Raw genomic sequence first — 18,052 nt, 5'->3', positions numbered from 1 at the left:
CCGGTGGCGGCGTCGTGCGTCCGGTCCCGGTGGATACTGGCTTCCGCGTCCGAACACGCCTGAGGAGAACGGAACATGAGCGCCGACACCGCGCCCGTCGTCGAAGCGGGCACGTACCGCCTGCGCAATGTGGCCAGCGGCCTCCTGCTGGAGGTGTACGGCGCGGCGAAGGGCGGCGGCGCCAACGTGCAGCAGGGCAAGGAGAACGGGTCTCCTTCGCAGCACTGGCAGATCTCTCCCGTGCACGACGGCGCGGCACTGCATCATCTGGTCAACGCCCACAGCGGCAAACGGCTGGATGTCGCCAACGCCTCCACGGAGAACGGTGCCAACATCCAGCAGTGGAGGGCCAACAACTTCGGCGCCCAGGAGTGGCTGATCGAACAGCACCTGGAGGCGCCCGGCACGGTGACCCTGGTCAGCTTCATCAGCGGCCTCGTCCTGGAGGTGGCCGGAGGAAGCACCGAGGACGGGGCCAACGTCCAGCAGTGGGAGGACACCGACTCCCCGGGCCAGTGGTGGCAGTTGGAGCCGGTGCCGCACCCCGGCGCGTAGACAGGGCGTGGTCATGAGTACGCGTACTCATGACCACGACAATCCGCTCGTCCCACAATCGACAGGCCCCTGTCGTACGGGAATGGAGTGCCTTCGTGAGACGTCTACCGCTGGCCGTCGCGGCCGGTCTGCTCCTGCTGACCGGCTGCGGCACCGAATCCCCGCGCGTGACCACGGCCGACGGTCCGTCAGGCACCGCCTCGCCCTCCAGCGCCCGGCCGTCCACGGCGGAGGACTGGAAGAGGCAGGCGGAGGCCGTCCGCGCGCAGCATGACAAGAAGTTCCGTGACGTGGCGGCGCGTTGCGCGGACGTCGCGCCGAGCCCGTCGGCCGACCGGACGACGGAGGGCGCCACGGAGCCCGAGAACCCCGAGGCGGCCCGCTACCGCGAGAACCACGCCTTCAAGCAGAAGGCGCCTCTCGGTCCCGAACAGCAGTGCCGTGGGGACGCCCACGCGGACCGGATCACCGACGCCCTGCGCGAGACCGGCGGGCCCGTCCCCTCCAACGAGCAGGACCTGCGCGCCGTCCTCGAAGGGCTGGGCTATCCGGCCGAAGTGACCCAGGTATACGGCTCCGGCCACGCGCTCGGCTTCAGCCTCTCGGTTCCCGGCGCCCCGTGCGTCAGCGGCGGCGTGGGACCGCCCCTGAGCGTCGAGGCCCACGGTCCCTACATGGAGGGCGGCTGCGTAGAGCCCCGGGGCGGGCACTGAGTCCCTGACCGGCCGTCACCGGCCCCGCCCTGCCACGTGGACGGTCCGGGCGGCGAGGACGAAGACGTCGTCGCGGCGGTGCAGTCCGGCAGGGTCCGCCGGGTCGAGCAGCCGGTCGAGTACGACGATGTCCTCGGCCGTCAGCCGGTCGGTGAGCGCCTCGCGCTGCCGGGCGAAACTCGACACGACGTGCTCGCGGGCGCGTGCGGAGAGCGGGGCCGGAAGGTCGAGCAGGAAGCTGCGGGTGCCCTGCGGCTCCAGTCCGACCGCGCCGAACAGGGCGCTCCAGTCCTCGGTCTCCCGCTTGGCGTCCGGCAGGGCCACCCGCATGTCCGCGAACCAGTCCGCCGAAAGCGCGTCGAGGCGGGCCTCCAGACCGGGCCTGCCGATGCCGATGTCGCGCGGCAACTGACGTGTGGACAGCCCTCCCTCGACGAGGGCGACGGCGCCGCCCGGGCGCAGCACTCCGGCGAAGCCGGCCAGGACACCGCGCTGGTCACCCATGTGGTGCAGGGAGTTGCCAGCCCAGATCAGGTCGGCCTCCTCCAACTTGTCGAGATCGCCGGGAAGTTCGGCGCGCAGGGTCCGGACCCGGTCGCCCAGGCCGAGGCGCTCCGCGCGGGCCCGGGCGCGCTCCAGGAGAGCCGGGGTGCCGTCCACCGCGATGACCTCGGCTTCGGGGAACACCTCGGCGAGCAGGCAGGTGATGACGCCGGGGCCGCTGCCGATGTCCAGGACGCGGCGCACCTCGGGAGCGGCCGGCAGACCGGCGATCCAGCGGGCCGCTTCGCCGTACTGTCCGAGGCTGAGCTCGCCTTCCTGCTCCAGCATGGGTCCCAGTACGCCCCAGTCGAAGTCGCCGGCATCGTGGCCGTGGCCGTGTGCGGCATGGCCGTGCCCCTGCGGCTGTCCGTGGTGTCCGTCGTGGCCGTGCTCGGTGTGCTTGGTCATGGCGTCACCCTGCACGGGAATCACGCATCCGGCGAAATTTGTTGCCGGTTCGGCAAGCCGTCATCCAGGGGTTCGGCCGGCGCGTCCAGGGGTTCGGCAGGCGTCCCCCGGTACTCCTGCGGACTCATGCCCCGTACGCGCTTGAAAGCGGTACTGAACGCGAAGGAGCCGCTGTAGCCGACCTTCCGGGCCACCGCCTCCACCGTGGCGTCGCTGCCCCGCAGCAGATCGGCGGCGACGGCGAAGCGCCAGCCGGTCAGATACGCCATCGGGGGCTCCCCGACCAGTTCGGTGAAGCGGCGGGCCAGCGCCGCCCTGGAGACCCCGGTCGCGGCCGCGAGTCCGGCGACCGTCCAGGGGCGGGCGGGATCGTTCTGAAGGAGCCGCAGCGCCTGTCCGACGACGGGATCGCCCATGGCGACGTACCAGGCGGGGGCCCGGCCGCCGGGCCGGGCGAACCAGGTGCGCAGCCCGGCGATCAGCAGCAGGTCGAGCAGCCGGTCCAGGACCACGCTCTGGCCCGGCTCGTCCTGGGAGATCTCGTCGTCGAGCAGGCGCAGCAGCGGTCCGGTCCTGGCGTCAGCGGGCAGGACGAGCAGGGCGGGCACGGAGTCGAGGAGCCGCCGGCTGATCTCGCCTTCGAGGAGGTAGGTGCCGATGAGCATCGTCGCCGACCCGTCGGGGGCATTGCCCCAGGTGCGTACCCCGAGACGCATGGACTCGGAGAGCGGCTCCCCGTACAGCGTGGTGCAGACGCCGCCCGGGCCGATGCGCGAGCGCGCAGAGGTGCCGGGGGCGTCGGCGACGGTGTACGGCCTGGGGCCGCGGGCGATCGCGATGTCGCCGGGGCGCAGCAGGACGGGATCAGATCCGGCGGAGGGCACGATCCATGCCTCGCCACGGGTCATGGACATCAGGCAGAGCGGGGCCCGGTCCTCGATCCGTACCGACCAGGGCGGCTCCATGACCATCCGGAGCAGGAAGGCGCCTCGGGCCCTCGGCCCGTCCAGCAGTCCGGCGAGTGCGTCCATGCGCGCCAGCGTAGACGCACACGCATGCGGGCGAGACGGTCGAGGATGGTGCGGACGGAGCCGCACGGCGAACCTTGAGTCATGACAACGCACACGGAAAACCCGAAGCAGGACACAGTGTTGGTGACGAGCGGCACGGGCAAGACCGGCCGCCGGGTGGTGGAGCGGCTCACCGCTCTCGGAGTCCCGGTGCGCTCGGGCTCACGCGGCGGCGGTGTGCCGTTCGACTGGGAGGACGAGTCGGGCTGGGGCGCGGCGCTGCGCGGCGCGGACGCGGCGTACGTCGCGTACTACCCGGACCTGGCGGCGCCCGGCGCCCCGGAGGCGATGGCGGCCTTCGGCCGGATCGCGGCGGAGAGCGGGGTGCGACGGGTGGTGCTGCTCTCCGGGCGGGGCGAGCCGCAGGCGGTCGTCGCGGAGGAGGCGTTGCGCGGAGCGGCCCATGGCGTGGAACTCACCGTCCTGCGGTCGGCGTTCTTCGCGCAGAACTTCAGCGAGGGCGCTCTGGTGGACGGGGTGCTGGGCGGGGAGCTGGTGTTTCCCGCGGGAGCAACCGCCGAGCCGTTCGTGGATGCCGACGACCTGGCGGACGTGGCCGTCGCCGCACTCACGGGGGACGGCCCCGGGGAGGGGGTGCACGAACTGACCGGCCCCCGGCTGCTGACCTTCGACGAGGTGGCGTCGGAGATCGCGGAGGCGACGGGGCGTGCGGTGCGGTACGTCCCGGTGTCCGGGCCGCAGTACGCGGCGGCACTGGAGGGGTACGGCATGCCGGGCCCCGAAGCCGGCTTCCTGGCCGAGCTGTTCACGATGCTGCTGGACGGGCACAACGCGATGACGACGGACGGCGTGAAGCGCGCCCTTGGCCGGGAACCGAAGGACTTCGGCACGTTCGTGCGCGAGGCGGCCGAGGACGGCGCCTGGCGGGTGTGAGGGGAGAGCGGCGGGGACCGCCGGGCACCTCCGCTGCGGTCAGCCGCGGCGGAAGGCCAGCAGGCGGTACTCGGGGTCGGGGCGCGGCCGGTCCGGTTCCGGCAGGCCGGTGAGCCGCATCGCGAGCCGTTCGGCCGCGTTCCCCGGCAGGGCGAGCCGCGAGGCGTACTTCCCCTGGCGCACACCCCTCGCCGTGGTGAGCGGCGAACGGCCCTGCCCATGGCCGACGAACCGGGCCTCCGCCACCTGTTCGAGCCCGTACCGCTCCCCGTATCCGCCGACGGTCTCCGCACCGTCCGACGGATGTGAGGTGAGGTACGGGGCGAACAGCTCGTCGATGTCGCTTCCCACGTCGTGCCCGGCGTCCTTGTCGACGGTGGTGACGAAGACTCCGCCCGGTCTCAGGACCCGGGCCACTTCCGCCACCACGTCCCGCACGGCTGAGGCGGGCCTCAGCAGATGCAGCAGCCAGACGGCGGTGACGGCGTCGACCGCGGCGTCGGCCAGCGGCAGCTGTCGTACATCGGCGAGCGTCACCGCGTCGATCCGCTGGTGCGCCATCCGCGCCATGCCCGGCGAGGCGTCGGCGCCGATCACCCGGAGCCCGGGGCGGCCCAGCGCTATGCGCTCGGTCACGAGGCCCGTACCGCAGCCGATGTCCAGCAGGGTGCGGGCGGTGGACGGGATCAGGCCGAGGACCGCGTCGGCCGCGGCCTCGGCACGGGGCACTCCGCCGCGCGTGGTGTCGTAGACCGCTGCCTCGATGTTGTAGTCCAGCACATGAATGACTCTAGGACACGGGGCTGACATCGCAGGGCAGAAAGGAGACGCGCGTATCGCCGCCGCGTCGCCGGGGCCCATAACGTGCGTTTATGGAGCTGGAGTTACCCCATCCGCGGGCCGTACGGGCGATCGCCGACACCGAAAGCCTCACCAAGGCCGCTGCCTCCCTGGGGCCGGCGCAGCCCGCGCTCAGTGGCGCCGGGTCTCGTGACTCGGCCGATCGCCGGTCCGCCGCTGAGCCGGCGTCACCCGCCGGGCCGGCAACCGCGTTCACCGGTCGTCGGCCGTGCGGCCTCCGTGGTGAGCGGGCACGCCGGGGCGGCCTACGCGGAGGCGGTGGAGCGCGGCGCCGGCTGTACGGGGTGGCTCGCCGCGCATCCCCGGTTCGGCGCCGCGCCCTGAGCCACGACCAGGCGGGGCACAGGGCGCGGCGCCGCATTCACCGGGCGCCGTGTCCGGGAGCGATGGCCTCCACCCGCATGGCCAGTGTCAGGTCCTTCTCGGTGACGGCGCCGCCCGCGGAGTGGGTGTTCACGGACAGCCCGACCGTGTTGTAGCCGAGCGTGAGGTCCGAGTGGTGGCCCAGCTCCTCCTGGATCCGCGCGACGTGGAGGGTCAGGGCGGCGGCGGCGAAGTGCGAGGGGAGCCGGTAAGCGCGGGTGATCCGGCCCCCCTCCAGCGCCCAGCCGGGCAGATCGCCCAGCCGCGCCTCGATCTCTTCCTGCGACAGCGGCTCATCGGCCATGACACGGCTCCCTACCGGCGACGGGCGGATCAACAGTGCCCGTGACGTTACGGTGCCCGTGCGACCCCTGTCGCGATGGACACGGCGACCGGGTCAGACCCTGGCTCCGTTGTCGAGCGGGCCGCGCCGCGCCGCCGGGGCCGTCCGGCGCCCGGCCGTGCGGACCGGCGGCGGGGCCTTGCTGCTCCTTTCCAGTACGAGGGCGAGGGGCACGGCGGTGAGCACCGAGGAGTAGGTACCGACGCAGACGCCGATGAGCAGGGCGAGCGCGAAGTCCGCCAGGGAGTCGCCGCCCAGCACGGCGAGCGCGGTGAGGATGAAGAGCGCGCCCATGCCGGTGTTGACGGTTCTGGGGACGGTCTGCAGGACGGCCCGGTCGGCGACCTTCGGGAGCGGCGCGCCCGGGTTCCGGGCCCACAGCTCGCGTACCCGGTCGAAGACCACCACCGAGTCGTTGACGGAGTAGCCGATCACGGTGAGCAGGGCCGCCAGGAAGATGCCGTCGACGGTGCGCCCCAGCCAGGCGAAGGCGCCGATGAGAATGACGAGGTCGTGGACCAGCGCCCCGACCGATGCCACGGCGAACGTCCAGCGGAACCGGACGGCCAGGTAGGCGAGTTGCACGCACACGGCGACGGCGAGGGCGATCAGCGCGTTGCGCCGCAGTTCGTCGCCGAGGCTGGGGCCGATCAGCTCGTCGCGCACCTTGGCCGTCTCGCCTCCCTCGGCGGCCAGCGCCGCGCGGAGCGCGTGCTCCCCGTCGTTGTCGAGCTCTCCGGTGCGTACGGAGAGGTCGCCCGCGCCCGCGGTGGTGACCTCGGCGTCGCCGAAACCGGCGGCGGCGAGGGCCGTACGGGCGGTTTCCACGTCGACGGGCCGGCTCGTGGAGTACTCGACGAGCCGGCCCCCGGTGAACTCGACGCCGAGACCGACGCCGCGCACGACGATGCCGAGCACGGCGAGGGCGACCAGCGCGGTGGACACCCACAGCCACCGGCGCGGTGAGGCGAACAGGCGGGGGTCGCGGCGGGTCAGCCACGTCCGTACGCGTCCGGGCCTGGCGATGCCGTTGACACCCCGGTAGTCGCTGACGAACCGTGAACGGGCGGCCGTCTCGGTGAGTACGCGGGCGATGACGAGCGCGGAGAACATCGAGACGAGCACGCCGATGGCGAGTGTGACGCCGAAGCCCTTGACGGGTCCGGAGCCCAGGAGGAAGAGAAGTCCCGCCGCGATGAGGGTGGTCACGTTCGAGTCGGCGACGGCGCTGCGGGCGTTACGGAATCCGGCGGTGAGCGCGGAGCGCAGGGAACGGCCCGGGCGCTCCGCGCACTCCTCGCGGGCCCGCTCGAAGACGAGGACGTTGGCGTCGACCGCCATCCCGATGGCGAGGACGAAACCGGCGAGCCCGGGAAGCGTGAGTGTGACACCGAGGGCCACGAGCGCGGCGTACGAGATGACGCCGTACGCGGCGAGGGCAGCGGCGGCGAGCGCGCCGAAGAGCCGGTACACGAAGGTGATGAACAGTGCGGTGGCCGAGGCCCCGATGAGGGCGGCGGCCGCGCCGGCGTCGATGGCCTCGGCGCCGAGCGTCGGGCCGACGGTCCGCTGTTCGACGATCTCCACCGGGACGGGCAGGGCGCCGCCCTTGACGAGGAGCGCGAGTTCGCGGGCCTCGTCGGCCGAGAAGGAACCGGTGATGCGGGTCGACGCGGACGGGATGCCGTCGTCGCAGCCGACCGAGGGGTCGACCTGCGGCGAGGAGATCACCCGCTGGTCCAGGACGATGGCCACGCGGCGCCGGTCGTCCTGGGCGGGGTGGCAGGCGGCCTGGGCGGTGAGCCCGGTCCAGTCGCGGCCGGCGTCCTTGTGGAAGGCGAGGTCCACGGTCCAGCCCGCGCCCTGCTGGGCGTCGAACACGGCGGTGGCGTCCTTCACGCCCGCCCCTGAGAGTTCCGCGGGGCCTAGCGCGAGGGGGCGGCCCCGCTCGTCGGGCAGCGTCGTCCCGCCCTTGTCGCCGTCCGCCTCCGGCGTACCCGGTCCCCGCACGGGGTGGAAGGTCAGCTGGGCGGTTCTGCCGAGTACGTCGGCGGCCTTGCGGGGGTCCTGCACATCGGGCAGTTCGACGATGACGCGCGTCTCGCCGGAGCGGGTCAGCGTCGGCTCGGCGACACCGAGGGAGTCGATGCGTTGGCGGAGCACCTCCAGGGTCCGGTCGGTGCTCTCCCGGTCCGCGACGGCGGTGCCGGAGTCCTTGGCCTGGAGCACCATCCGGGTGCCGCCCCGCAGATCGAGGCCGAGGGCGGGTGACATGGTCAGGGTGATGTACACGGAGACGAGCAGTACGGCGGCAGCCAGAACCGCTCGCACCGTGGTGGCGCGAGTCATGGGGAATCCTCCGAGGGGGCGCCGGCCGCCCTCGCCTCAGCGAGGACGGAACGGCTGCTCTGTGGAACAGGTCCGGAGACCGGTCGGCCGACCGGTCTGCCCTGCGGGAGGACCCCGTACGCCGGGCAGCGCGGCGCGGGCGCGGCGGGGTGCGGGGACGGGGGCGTCGGCCGTGCGCGGTCCGGTGGGGCGCGGCGCGGCCGTACGGTGCGGGCCCGGCGGGAGGGCGTGGTGACCGGGCGGCGCGAGGAACGGGGAGGTGTGGGGGCGTTCGGTGCCGGCCCGGGGAGGCCCGGTGGGATCGCCGCCCGGCGCCCCGGCGCGGCGGGTGGAGGGCGCTGCCGGAGGCAGGGGGCGGTGGGGTTCCTGGGCGGTTGCGCCGAGTGTGCGCGGGCGGCGGGTGTCCTGGACCTGCCCCGGGCGCGCCGTGCGGTCGGTGTGCTGCGCCGGAGCGTGTGCGGCGGGTGCGCGGGCGGCGGATGCCGGGGGCGCGGGAGCTGAGCCTGCGAATGCCGGGGCTGCGAATGCCGGGGCTGCGGATGCGTGCCCCTTGAGACCCGCCGCCGCCGGAGCGCCGCCGACGAGCGCGAGGACGGTGAGGAGCACTGCGGCCAGGAGGTGCCGGGCGCCCGCGGTCCGGGGACGGGTCCTGCCCCACGGGTGTGTGTTTCCCGGGGGCGGCCCCGGGAGGAGGGTCACCTCGGTCGGCCGGGAAGGGCGGCGGACGCCGCACCCGGGTGGCGCAGGACGGAGCCGAGCATCAGCCGGCCGAGCAGCCTTCCGCAGGACTCGCGGTCGGTGATGCGTCCGCGCCGTACGGGCCGCCCGGAGGCGTCCTCCGTCAGGGGGTCGGGGACGAGCCCCTGACCCGGGACCCAGGCGCGGGTCCGTGAGCTCCCGAGATCGATGGCGAGGCCACGCGTGGCCCGGGGCCGCCCGTGAACCGACGGTCCATGGCCCTGCCCGGGGCTCAGCCGCCGCTGGGCCGGCCCGCCGTGTCGCCGTCCGTCGCGCATGAACTCATCGCCCCTCACCCCGGCCCGCCACCGCAGCCGTCCACGCACCGATGACCCGCCGATAGCGAGGCATGACCGACCCCTCACTATGCAATACCCAGGGAGAGAACGCCACTTCCTCAAGGAATCAAAGGAATCACAGGCCCACGCCGTCAGACCTCCGTGGCCATGAACGCCTCGACCAGCTCGGCGAACTCGTCAGGTGCCGCGATCCGTACCCCGAGATCCTCCGCCTTGGTGCGCTTGGACCCGGCCTTCTCCCCCGCGACCAGGAGACTCGTCCGCTTGGAGACGCTGGACGAGGACTTCCCGCCCGCCCGCTCGATCAGCTCGTTCATCTGGTTGCGGGACAGCTTCTCCAAGGGGCCGGTCATCGCCCCGGTGACGACCACGGTCATCCCGTCGAGAGGCAGCTCCGACCGGCCTCCACCGCCCTCGGCACCCGCCTCCGCGTCGTGTTCGGCTCCGGGCTCGGCGGGCGGCGTCGCACCGGGCTCCGTCATGTTGACGCCGGCGCTCACCAGCTTGCCGATCAGCGGGGCGAGTTCCGTGAGCTCCGCGACCACTCCCGACGCCTTCTCCTTGCCGATGCCGTCGACCAGCTGAAGCGTCTCCACGTCGGCGGCGACGATCCGGTCCATCGTGGCGAAGTAGCGGGCGATGCGCCGGGACATGGAGCGCCCCGTGCCGCGTACCCCGAGGGCGCAGAACACGCGGGACAGCGGTCGGCTGCGGGCCGTCTCGATGGCGGCCAGCAGGTTGTCGGTGGAGGTCTCGCCCATCCGGTCCAGGGCGAGCAGCTGCTCGCGCTCCAGGGTGAAGAGATCGGCGAAGTCGGCGACCAGGCCGGCGTCGACGAGCTGCACGACCCGGGTGGAGCCGAGGCCCTCGATGTCGAGCTGGTCGCGGCCCGCCGCGTACGAGACGGAGGCGACCAGACGGCAGTTGCGCCCGCGCGTGCACCGCCAGCGCTGCTCGCTGGTGTCGATCTCGGAGCCGCACTGCGGGCACATCTCGGGGAACTCGATCGGCTGTTCCCCGCCGGTCCGCAGATGGGCGACGGGCGCCTCGATGCGGGGAATGATGTCGCCCGCCTTGTAGACCATCACCTGGTCGCCCAGGCGCAGATCCCGCCGGGTGATGTCGGCCGGGTTGTGCAGGGTCGCGAAGCTGACGGTCGAGCCGTCGATCTCGACCGGCTCCAGGACGGCGCGCGGCGCGATGATGCCGGTACGGCCGACGTTCCACTCGACGCCCAGGAGGCGGGTGACCTTCTCGACGGCCGGGAGCTTGTAGGCGATGGCCCAGCGCGGCGCCCGGGTGCCGGACCCGGCCTCCCGCTGGTCGGCGGCCAGATCCGCCTTGATCACGATGCCGTCGATCCCGAACGGCAACGAGGCGCGCAGCGACGCGACTTCCTCGACCCTGGCCCGCACCTCATCGGCCGTGGTGACGGTGCGCGGCGCCACGGCGGTGTCCGCCGCCGTGTGCACGCCGAGCCCGGAGACGTACGCGAGGACCTCACTGTGCGGGAGCTCGGCCAGGGTGGCGGTCAGTTCACCGGAATCGGGCAGCGGGAGCGCGCCGTACGCGAAGAACGTCATCTCGACGCGGTAGGGCCTGTCCTTGGCGCGGAGTGTGCCGGCCGCCCCGTTGCGCGGGTTGGCGAAGGGGGCGCCGCCGTGCTCCGTACGCACCGTGTTGGCCTGTTCGAACTGCTCGTTGGTCATGAGGACCTCGCCGCGCACCTCGATCGTCACCGGTGAGCCGAGTTGCCCGGGCAGACCGATGACGGTGCCGATCGCATGCGACACGTCCTCGCCCGCGGTGCCGTCGCCACGGGTGATCAGCCGGTCCAGCCGGCCCTCCTGGTAGCGCGCGGCGATGGCCAGTCCGTCGAGCTTGGGCTCCACGCTCCAGGCGGCGACGGGTCTGCCGATGCGCCGCTCCAGGGAGGCGGTCCAGGTGACGAACTGCTCGGCGGAGAACACGTTGTCCAGGGAGAGCATCGGGATGGTGTGCGGTACGTCCCCGACGGCGGCGCCACCCGCGACCTTGCCCGTGGGGGACGCGGCCAGCACATCCTGGGGGTGTTCGGCCTCGTAGCCGGCGATCCCCCGCACCAGACGGTCGTACGCGTCGTCGTCGAGCGTGCTCTCGCCCGTGGCGTAGTACGCGGCGGCGGCCTGCGCGGCCTGGTCGACAGCGGCGGCGTACGCGGGCGCGTCGGCGAGCACAACAGCTGAGTTCGTCGTCATGCCCCCATCCTGCCGCCCACCACTGACAATGCCCCGAGCCGCCCGAACCGCGACGGGAGCCCGGCCGGCGACCATGCGTACCCGTGGGCGTGCGGCGGCGGTGACCGCGTCCCGTCAGTCCAGGGCGCCGGGCACCGCGTCGTCCGCCGGCGGCCGGCGCTCGTCCGCCGCCGGGGCGGGGACGACGTCGTGGGCCAGCGGCACCTGCGGTCCGGACGCCTCGCGCAGCCAGCAGGCCAGGACCCGGTGCACGGCCTCGGCGCCCACCAGTGCCTCCCCGCTCTCCGCAGCGTCGAGCGGATCGGTCATCCCGGGGGGCCAGAGCAGGAACGGCCGCGACTGTTCTCCGCCCAGCCCGCCGTGCGAGCCGATCTGTTCCTCGAAGGCGTGCACGTTCCCCGTGCCGGGCTCGTACATCGAGTTGACCATGACATCGGCGACGTGCGGAAAGGTGTCGGTGCGCCGTATCGCGTCCGCCGCACCGGGTCCGAACACGGCGAGCGGCCCTTCCCCGTCCGTCAGCTCCGGCACCGGGATCTCGAAACCGGCTCCCAGCACCACGGACCCGTGTTCCTCGCTCCGTACGAGCAGGAAGCCGACCCCCGGATGGTTGGCGAGCGTCCCCAGAAGCGCTGGGTGGCGGCGGTCCATCTGTTCGCGCGAGGCGCGTCCGGCGATGTCCGGGAAGGACAGCAGCCCGAGGTTGCCCGAGGCCAGCACGACCGGGTCGGAGGGTTTCGCGGGGTGCTCGGCCTCCCCCGCCGCGACCGGCCTGTGCAGGGCGGTCCGGACCGCGTCACGGGCCTCCGAGCCGCTCTTCGTACGCTGCGCCCGTCGGGGCACGGGCAGTCCGCAGCCCGCCCGCACCAGGTCCTTCAGGGTCAGCCCGTACTTTCCGGCGAAGGTCTCGCCGGGGCTCTGGCCGTGGTCGGAGAGCAGCACGATCCGGTAGGTGCGCGGGGCCTGTTCGGCGACCTTCGAGATGAGGGCGAGGGAGCGGTCGAGCCGTTCGAGGACCTTCTCCGCGTCGCGGCTGTGCGGCCCCGAGTGGTGCGCGACCTCGTCGTAGGCGACGAGGTCGGCGTAGACGGCGGTGCGTCCGGCGAACATGTCGCCGATGACGGCGGCGACCACCACATCGCGTTCGACGACGGTGGCGAAGGCCCTGATGAAGGGGTAGAGCCCGCCACGCTTGATGCGGGGCGTCTCCTTCCGCAGCCGGGCGCGCGTCGACTGGCCGACCTCGCGGCCGGCCTCGGCGACGAAGGAGAGCGCGGTACGCACGGCGTTGGCGGGGTCGGAGAAGTACGCGAAGTACCCGGCGCGTGAGCGCCGCCCCTTGCCGCGCCTGGCGGCCATCGACAGGACGAGGGCGAGCTGGTCGGCTCCGCCGCTGAAGAGGTTGCCCCGGCTGGCTCCGTCGACGGTGAGCAGCCCGCCGTCGTGGGTGCGGGCGATGGCGCGGCGCTGGAGTTCGAGCGCGCTCGCGGGCCTGCTGGAGACCATGACGGTGCCGGTCTCCTTCTCGTACCACCGGAACGCGGGTACGTCGTGGTTGCTGCCGTGCAGGATGGCCAGCTGGCTGGCGCCGGTCTGGCTCGACCAGTCCGTGTGCCACGGCATCAGCCGGTGCCCCGACCCGTCGGTCAGCCACTGGGCGACGGTCGGCATCAGTCCGTCGGCCGCGGCCTTGGTCAGCACGTCGTGGCCGACCCCGTCGAGCTGGATGAACACCGTGCCGGGCGGGCCGCCGCGGCCGCCGTCCGCGGTGCCCGCCGTGCCCCTGCGGCGGCGGCGCCGGTCCGCGAGGCGGGAGAGCCGGCGCCGGTAGGCGTCGTCGTCACGGACGGCGAGAGCGGTGGACGTCGCGGAGGCGACGGCCGACATCACCGCGGCGACGACGACCGCGGTCTCCGGATCGGCGGCGCCGCGGTCGTCCGGGATGAGGCGCAGGGCGATCAGCAGGAGCGAGCCGTTGAGGAAGAAGACCAGCGCGCCCAGGACGAGGGCGGGGACGACGAGCAGCGCCCGTACGAGCACGGGCCAGACCAGTGCGGACAGCAGACCGAACGCTCCCGCGCCCCAGGCGGCGGTGAACGCCGTCCTGGTGATGCTGTCGCCGTTGTCCGACTGGAGCTGGAATTCAGGCAGGATGCCCGCGAGCGCCAGCATCGTCAGGGTGGATACCGCCCAGACCGCCAGCACCCGTATCAGGGCTCTGCCCGTCGTACGCCATCGCGCGTCTCTCACGCCGTCCACCTCACGTCCGGGCCCGGTCTGTCGTCACAGGGCCCGCGACCAGCCTTTCACAGCGGGCTTCGTGCGCGCCGGCGCCGGGCGTGCCCGTCAGCAGCCGTCGTATCCGGCGGTCGGCATGGAGAGTCTGCGGTGGACACCGGCCTTCGAGCGGGCGGTGCAGACCGGTTCCTGGAGGCCGGCCAGTTCCAGCCGTACGCCGCGCCGCCCGCACTCCGCGGTGAGCTCGGGCACCGAGGCGAGCGCCTGCGCGAGGACCCGGTCGTTGGGCGCCACGAAGAGGTCGATCTCCCCCTCGTCGACGTCCGCCCACAGGGCGCAGTGGCCGGACCGCAGCCGGTGGACGCGCAGCTGCCGGGTGACGACGTACCCCCGAGCGGCCGCCCAGCGGGCGCACATGGCCTGCTGGCTGCGCGTGTCGACGAGAAAGGGGTCGCCGTCGAGCTCTTCCAGCGGCGTGAGACTGGCGATGGCCGCCACCCGTACATCGTTCATGACCGGTTCCCCCGAACGCAGAGTCTGCCCGCGAGTCCAACGGTAGCGGTCCGTAGCCGTCCCGTACCGGAGCCCGAGGATCTAGGCTCGGGAGGACGAGTGAGCGGCGTTGATGCGTACGCGGTGGGGAAGAGCGAGGAGGCGACGCGTGCCGGTGGAGGTCACCTGGTGGGGTCATGCCACATGCACGATCGAGGATTCCGGGGTGCGGGTGCTGACCGACCCCCTCTTCGTACGGCGCTTCGCGCATCTGCGCCGCCGTCGCGGCGCGGTCCCCCCGCCGGAGGCCGCCGCCGCCGAGCTGGTGCTCGTCTCGCATCTGCACTCCGACCATCTGCACCTGCCGTCGCTGGCACGGCTGACCCCCGGCAGCCGGCTGCTGGTGCCCACCGGGGCGGTCCGGGCCGTGCCGGGGCTGCGGGTGCTGCGGAGGATGCGGGGACTGCACATCACCGAGGTCGACGCGGGGGACGAGGTGAAGGCGGGCAGCCTGCGGGTGCGGGCGGTCCGCGCGCGGCACGACGGGCGCAGGCTGCCCGTCGGCCCGCACCGTTCACCGGCGCTCGGCTATGTCGTCGAGGGCGAGGCGCGTACGTACTTCGCCGGGGACACCGGCCTCTTCGACGGCATGGCCGAGGCGGTCGGCCCGGTCGACGTGGCGCTGCTGCCGGTCGGCGGCTGGGGCCCCTGGCTGGGGCACAACCACCTGGACGCGGCCCGCGCCGCCGAGGCGCTGACCCTGCTCAGGCCGCGCTCGGCCGTCCCCGTGCACTACGGCACGTACTGGCCGATCGGGATGGACGGCATCCGGCCGCACGAGTTCCACGCGCCCGGGGAGGAGTTCGTGCGGCAGGCCGCCCGGCTCGCCCCCGAGGTGGCGGTGCACCGGCTGGAGCACGGTGAGCGTGTGCGGCCGGAGGCCGCGTGGTGATCGCCGAGATGGTCCGGCAGCTGCCGGACGAGTCGGCCCAGCAGGCCGTCGGCTATCCGTCGCTGTTTCTCCTGGTGGCGCTGGGGTCCTTGGTGCCGGTGGTGCCGACGGGTGCGCTGGTGAGCTCGGCGGCCGTGGTGGCGTTCCATCAGACGGCCCCGTTCTCGCTGCTCGTGGTGTTCGGGGTCGCGTCGGCCGCCGCGTTCCTCGGCGACATCTGTCTCTACTGGCTGGGGCAGCGGGGGGTGCGCTCCAAGAACGGCTCGAAGTGGCTGCGGACCCTCAGCGACAGGGCGGCTCCGGAACGGCTGGCGCAGGCCCAGGAGAAGCTGGGCGAGCACGGCGGGGCGGTGCTCGTGCTGTCCAGACTGGTGCCGGCGGGCCGGATTCCGGTGATGCTGGCGTGTCTGCTCGGCCGGATGCCGTTGCGCAGGTTCGCCCGCGGCGACATTCCCGCGTGTCTGGCCTGGGCCGCGGCTTACCAGCTGATCGGGATTCTGGGCGGGTCCCTCTTTCCCGAGCCGTGGCAGGGCGTGGTGGCCGCGGTGGGACTGACCCTGCTGATCAGTGCGGCACCGGCGGCGTGGCGCAGACTGCGGATGCGGTTCGGGCACGGAACCGGCGGCGCCGCCGGTCAGTGAGCGAACACCCGCGAGCCGCCGATCGGCAGGTCCCAGAGACGGTCGCGCGGGTGTCCGGCCCGCTGCCATTCGGTACGGAGCCGGACGAGCGGTTCGAGGACCGGTTCGGCCGAGAGCAGGAACGTCGCCCAGTGCATCGGCGCCATCGCCGCGGCCCCGAGGTCCTCGTACGCGCGCACGGCGTCCTCCGGGTCGGTGTGCACGTCGCGGAGCCACCAGCGCGGTTCGTACGCACCGATCGGCAGCATGGCCAGATCGAGCCCGGGGTAGCGGCGGCCGATCTCCCTGAACCAGTGCCCGTAGCCGGTGTCCCCGGCGAAGTAGATCCGCTGTCCGCCGCGCCGGTCGCCGAGCACCCAGCCGCCCCAGAGGGACCGGCAGGTGTCCGTGAGGGTGCGCTTGGACCAGTGGTGCGAGGGCACGAAGTCGAAGCGGACGCCTTTCAGCTCCGCCGACTCCCACCAGTCCAGCTCCGTGACACAGGTGAAGCGACGGCGCCTGCACCAGCCACCCAGGCCCGCAGGGACGAACAGCGGGGTGTCCCTGGGCAGCCTGCGCAGGGTGGGGGCGTCGAGGTGGTCGTAGTGGTTGTGGCTGACGACGACCGCGTCCACGGGCGGAAGCTCCTCCCAGCGGACGCCCACGGGAGTGATCCTGGCCGGGGTCCCGAGTATGCGGCGGGACCACACCGGGTCGGTGAGGACCGTGAGCCCTCCGATCCGCACGATCCAGCTGGCGTGACCGGCCCAGGTCACCGCGCTCGTACCGCTGTCCACCGAGGGCAGCGGAGCGGGGGCGAACGGCAGCCGGTGGACGCCGCGCAGCCCCTCGGCGTTGGGCCGCATGGCACGCTCACGGGCCAGCCGCGACATGCCCCTGACGCCGGGCAGAGGCGTGGTGAGGCGGTCGGCGAAGGTGCGGGGCCAGACGCGGACCTCGCCCAGCGGGCGTATCGCGGTCGTCCCGTCCGGCGCCGTGGGCCCGGTCTTCCCCCGAGGGCGCTGCGTCTGTTCCGTCATCGAGCGGCTCCTTCACCGGAGTTCGTCGAGGGCGCTTGCGAACATGCTCAGCGCCTGGGCGACGTGCGGCAACTTCAGGGGCTCCACCGCGGTGAGGGACTCCATCTCCTCCTCCGGGGTTGATCCGAGCAGCGGCCCCGTGCCCAGCCGCACCCGCAGCGCGCCCAGTTCGTCCCCGAACCGGTGCCCGCCGGGTGTCGGGGCGCCGAGCCTGCGCGTGAGGTACTCCTCCAGCTCCATGGAGTCCGTCACGCCCCGTGCCGCCAGCCGCGAGCGGAGCGGGCCGAGGTCCGCGTACAGATGACGGCCCGCCTGCGGGGGCCTGGCCAGGGCGCCCGCCGAGAGCACGGCGCGGTGTGCCGCGGTGGCGACGGCCCCATGGAGCTCGGCGGCCTGCCGCATCCTGAGCGTGACGGCCTCCGGCTCGCGCAGCGCGTGGGCGGCGGCCGGGGCGACGGGGCCTGCGACGAGGGCGCCGAGTGCGGTGAGGACGTCGAGCGTACGGGCGCGGCGCGCGGCGGCCCGTCCGGTGGCCGGGAACCGGGCGACCGCCACCGGCCAGCCCGCCGGGGTCAGCGCCCCCGCCAGGTCGGAGAGCACCGTGACGTCGTCGGGGCACATCTCGGCCGGGCTGAGCAGGACCGTGTCGTGCGGCCGGTGCAGGGTGTCGCGCCAGGTCTCGTCGCTGACGATGTGCAGCCCCTCGGCGACCGCCGCCTCGCACGCCTCGCGGACGAGCTCGGGCGGCGCGACGGTGGCCGTGGGGTCGTCGACCACGGAGAGCAGCAGGAGCCGGGGCCTGCCTCCCTCGGCGCGCACCCTGCGCACGGTTTCGAGCAGGGCGTACGGATCGGGGATGCCGCCGCACTCCGCCGGGGTCGGCACGTGGTAGGCGGGGCGGCCGAGGAGACGGGCCTGCGGCGTCCAGGAGGCGGGGCAGGGGCGCGGCATCAGGACATCGCCGCCGTGGGCCGCGATCAGCGCCAGCAGCAGGGGCTGGGCACCGGGGGCGGCGGCGATCGACTCCGGCGCGGTGTGCAGACCTCGGCGCGCCCAGTACGCTCCGGCCGCCTCCCGCAGGACGCGGCCCCCGCCGGGCGGTTCGGGGTGGGTACGGGCGGCGGCAGCGGCGAGCACGGCGGCGAGTTCCGGCAGCGCGGGGAGGCCGGGGTCGGGGGCGGGAGGACCGTACCGGACGGGACCGTGGTCCTCCCGCTGGTCATGCTCGGTCCACTCCATCGGGCCTCCTCCGCCGGCGGTCCCTGTGTCGCCCTCACGGCCCTTTATACGGAGGTTTCCCCCAGGCCGCCCGCGCACGCGTCGCCCCTGCGCGGGCG

General features: G+C 73.6%; 16 protein-coding genes and 1 pseudogene. 6 read left to right on the top strand and 11 right to left on the bottom strand.

Going from position 1 to position 18,052, the window contains the following annotated elements:
* The first annotated feature begins 75 nt into the window (after nt 1-75).
* Together ACFWSK_RS19655 and ACFWSK_RS19650 are read left to right on the top strand one after the other, a co-directional pair.
* Nucleotides 76-555 carry an RICIN domain-containing protein gene (locus tag ACFWSK_RS19655; protein ID WP_383787623.1) on the top strand — a complete coding sequence of 160 codons (480 nt, stop codon included), beginning with the start codon at nt 76-78 and terminating at the stop codon, nt 553-555.
* 95 nt (nt 556-650) lie between these two features.
* Nucleotides 651-1,268, top strand: a complete 618-nt coding sequence (locus ACFWSK_RS19650; protein WP_383787620.1) for a hypothetical protein — start codon at nt 651-653, stop codon at nt 1,266-1,268.
* A 15-nt stretch (nt 1,269-1,283) separates the two neighbouring features.
* On the opposite strand, the gene ACFWSK_RS19645 is transcribed toward ACFWSK_RS19650, so the two are convergent.
* On the bottom strand, nt 1,284-2,219 hold the full coding sequence (locus ACFWSK_RS19645) for a class I SAM-dependent methyltransferase (RefSeq protein ID WP_383787618.1): 936 nt from the start codon (nt 2,217-2,219) through the stop codon (nt 1,284-1,286).
* 20 nt (nt 2,220-2,239) lie between these two features.
* Nucleotides 2,240-3,250, bottom strand: coding sequence for an AraC family transcriptional regulator (locus ACFWSK_RS19640; protein WP_383787615.1), 1,011 nt, complete (start codon nt 3,248-3,250; stop codon nt 2,240-2,242).
* An 81-nt stretch (nt 3,251-3,331) separates the two neighbouring features.
* Between ACFWSK_RS19640 and ACFWSK_RS19635 the strand changes: the two genes are divergently transcribed.
* Nucleotides 3,332-4,183, top strand: coding sequence for an NmrA family transcriptional regulator (locus tag ACFWSK_RS19635; protein WP_383787612.1), 852 nt, complete (start codon nt 3,332-3,334; stop codon nt 4,181-4,183).
* A gap of 39 nt (nt 4,184-4,222) precedes the next feature.
* On the opposite strand, the gene ACFWSK_RS19630 is transcribed toward ACFWSK_RS19635, so the two are convergent.
* Complete coding sequence (locus ACFWSK_RS19630; RefSeq protein ID WP_383787610.1) at nt 4,223-4,963, bottom strand: class I SAM-dependent DNA methyltransferase; 741 nt, start codon at nt 4,961-4,963, stop codon at nt 4,223-4,225.
* A 92-nt stretch (nt 4,964-5,055) separates the two neighbouring features.
* On the opposite strand from ACFWSK_RS19630, the pseudogene ACFWSK_RS19625 reads away from it, so the two are divergent.
* Nucleotides 5,056-5,167, top strand: a pseudogene (locus ACFWSK_RS19625) (LysR family transcriptional regulator); the annotation flags it as partial.
* Between the two features lie 238 nt (nt 5,168-5,405).
* Here the strand turns inward: ACFWSK_RS19625 and ACFWSK_RS19620 are convergent.
* From ACFWSK_RS19620 to ACFWSK_RS19595, 6 genes are all read right to left on the bottom strand, one after another.
* Nucleotides 5,406-5,711, bottom strand: coding sequence for a 4a-hydroxytetrahydrobiopterin dehydratase (locus tag ACFWSK_RS19620; protein ID WP_383787607.1), 306 nt, complete (start codon nt 5,709-5,711; stop codon nt 5,406-5,408).
* Nucleotides 5,712-5,804: 93 nt separating this feature from the next.
* Nucleotides 5,805-8,099 carry a protein translocase subunit SecD gene (gene secD, locus ACFWSK_RS19615; RefSeq protein WP_383787604.1) on the bottom strand — a complete coding sequence of 765 codons (2,295 nt, stop codon included), beginning with the start codon at nt 8,097-8,099 and terminating at the stop codon, nt 5,805-5,807.
* 695 nt (nt 8,100-8,794) lie between these two features.
* Entirely contained in the window at nt 8,795-9,115 is a 321-nt protein-coding gene (locus ACFWSK_RS19610; protein ID WP_383787601.1) for a hypothetical protein, read from the bottom strand.
* A 152-nt stretch (nt 9,116-9,267) separates the two neighbouring features.
* Nucleotides 9,268-11,373 carry an NAD-dependent DNA ligase LigA gene (ligA, locus tag ACFWSK_RS19605; RefSeq protein ID WP_383787598.1) on the bottom strand — a complete coding sequence of 702 codons (2,106 nt, stop codon included), beginning with the start codon at nt 11,371-11,373 and terminating at the stop codon, nt 9,268-9,270.
* Between the two features lie 114 nt (nt 11,374-11,487).
* Nucleotides 11,488-13,623 (bottom strand): alkaline phosphatase family protein, encoded by a 2,136-nt coding sequence (locus ACFWSK_RS19600; RefSeq protein WP_383787596.1) that lies wholly within the window; start codon nt 13,621-13,623, stop codon nt 11,488-11,490.
* A 96-nt stretch (nt 13,624-13,719) separates the two neighbouring features.
* Nucleotides 13,720-14,124: a hypothetical protein gene (locus ACFWSK_RS19595; protein WP_383787595.1), complete on the bottom strand. Its 405-nt coding sequence runs from the start codon at nt 14,122-14,124 to the stop codon at nt 13,720-13,722.
* Nucleotides 14,125-14,272: 148 nt separating this feature from the next.
* On the opposite strand from ACFWSK_RS19595, the gene ACFWSK_RS19590 reads away from it, so the two are divergent.
* On the top strand, nt 14,273-15,055 hold the full coding sequence (locus tag ACFWSK_RS19590) for an MBL fold metallo-hydrolase (RefSeq protein ID WP_383787592.1): 783 nt from the start codon (nt 14,273-14,275) through the stop codon (nt 15,053-15,055).
* A gap of 8 nt (nt 15,056-15,063) precedes the next feature.
* Nucleotides 15,064-15,696 (top strand): DedA family protein, encoded by a 633-nt coding sequence (locus ACFWSK_RS19585; RefSeq protein WP_383787716.1) that lies wholly within the window; start codon nt 15,064-15,066, stop codon nt 15,694-15,696.
* Here ACFWSK_RS19585 and ACFWSK_RS19580 read toward each other — a convergent pair.
* On the bottom strand, nt 15,690-16,715 hold the full coding sequence (locus ACFWSK_RS19580; RefSeq protein ID WP_383787591.1) for an MBL fold metallo-hydrolase: 1,026 nt from the start codon (nt 16,713-16,715) through the stop codon (nt 15,690-15,692). The two genes, ACFWSK_RS19585 and ACFWSK_RS19580, sit on opposite strands and share 7 nt — an antisense overlap.
* A gap of 12 nt (nt 16,716-16,727) precedes the next feature.
* Nucleotides 16,728-17,954 carry an aminotransferase class I/II-fold pyridoxal phosphate-dependent enzyme gene (locus ACFWSK_RS19575; RefSeq protein ID WP_383787589.1) on the bottom strand — a complete coding sequence of 409 codons (1,227 nt, stop codon included), beginning with the start codon at nt 17,952-17,954 and terminating at the stop codon, nt 16,728-16,730.
* Between the last annotated feature and the right edge of the window lie 98 nt (nt 17,955-18,052).

This window comes from Streptomyces sp. NPDC058620 (assembly GCF_042717135.1).
GTDB lineage: Bacteria > Actinomycetota > Actinomycetes > Streptomycetales > Streptomycetaceae > Streptomyces.
The sequence above is the reverse complement of the archived record's forward strand: the minus strand, read 5'-3'. Positions and strand labels throughout refer to the sequence as shown.

Coding starts and splice junctions, on each gene's coding strand:
- ACFWSK_RS19655 (WP_383787623.1), top strand. CDS start 76: ATGAGCGCCGACACCGCGCCCGTCGTCGAAGCGGGCACGTACCGCCTG.
- ACFWSK_RS19645 (WP_383787618.1), bottom strand. CDS start 2,219: ATGACCAAGCACACCGAGCACGGCCACGACGGACACCACGGACAGCCG.
- ACFWSK_RS19640 (WP_383787615.1), bottom strand. CDS start 3,250: ATGGACGCACTCGCCGGACTGCTGGACGGGCCGAGGGCCCGAGGCGCC.
- ACFWSK_RS19635 (WP_383787612.1), top strand. CDS start 3,332: ATGACAACGCACACGGAAAACCCGAAGCAGGACACAGTGTTGGTGACG.
- ACFWSK_RS19620 (WP_383787607.1), bottom strand. CDS start 5,711: ATGGCCGATGAGCCGCTGTCGCAGGAAGAGATCGAGGCGCGGCTGGGC.
- secD (WP_383787604.1), bottom strand. CDS start 8,099: ATGACTCGCGCCACCACGGTGCGAGCGGTTCTGGCTGCCGCCGTACTG.
- ACFWSK_RS19610 (WP_383787601.1), bottom strand. CDS start 9,115: ATGCGCGACGGACGGCGACACGGCGGGCCGGCCCAGCGGCGGCTGAGC.
- ligA (WP_383787598.1), bottom strand. CDS start 11,373: ATGACGACGAACTCAGCTGTTGTGCTCGCCGACGCGCCCGCGTACGCC.
- ACFWSK_RS19595 (WP_383787595.1), bottom strand. CDS start 14,124: ATGAACGATGTACGGGTGGCGGCCATCGCCAGTCTCACGCCGCTGGAA.
- ACFWSK_RS19585 (WP_383787716.1), top strand. CDS start 15,064: ATGGTCCGGCAGCTGCCGGACGAGTCGGCCCAGCAGGCCGTCGGCTAT.
- ACFWSK_RS19580 (WP_383787591.1), bottom strand. CDS start 16,715: ATGACGGAACAGACGCAGCGCCCTCGGGGGAAGACCGGGCCCACGGCG.
- ACFWSK_RS19575 (WP_383787589.1), bottom strand. CDS start 17,954: ATGGAGTGGACCGAGCATGACCAGCGGGAGGACCACGGTCCCGTCCGG.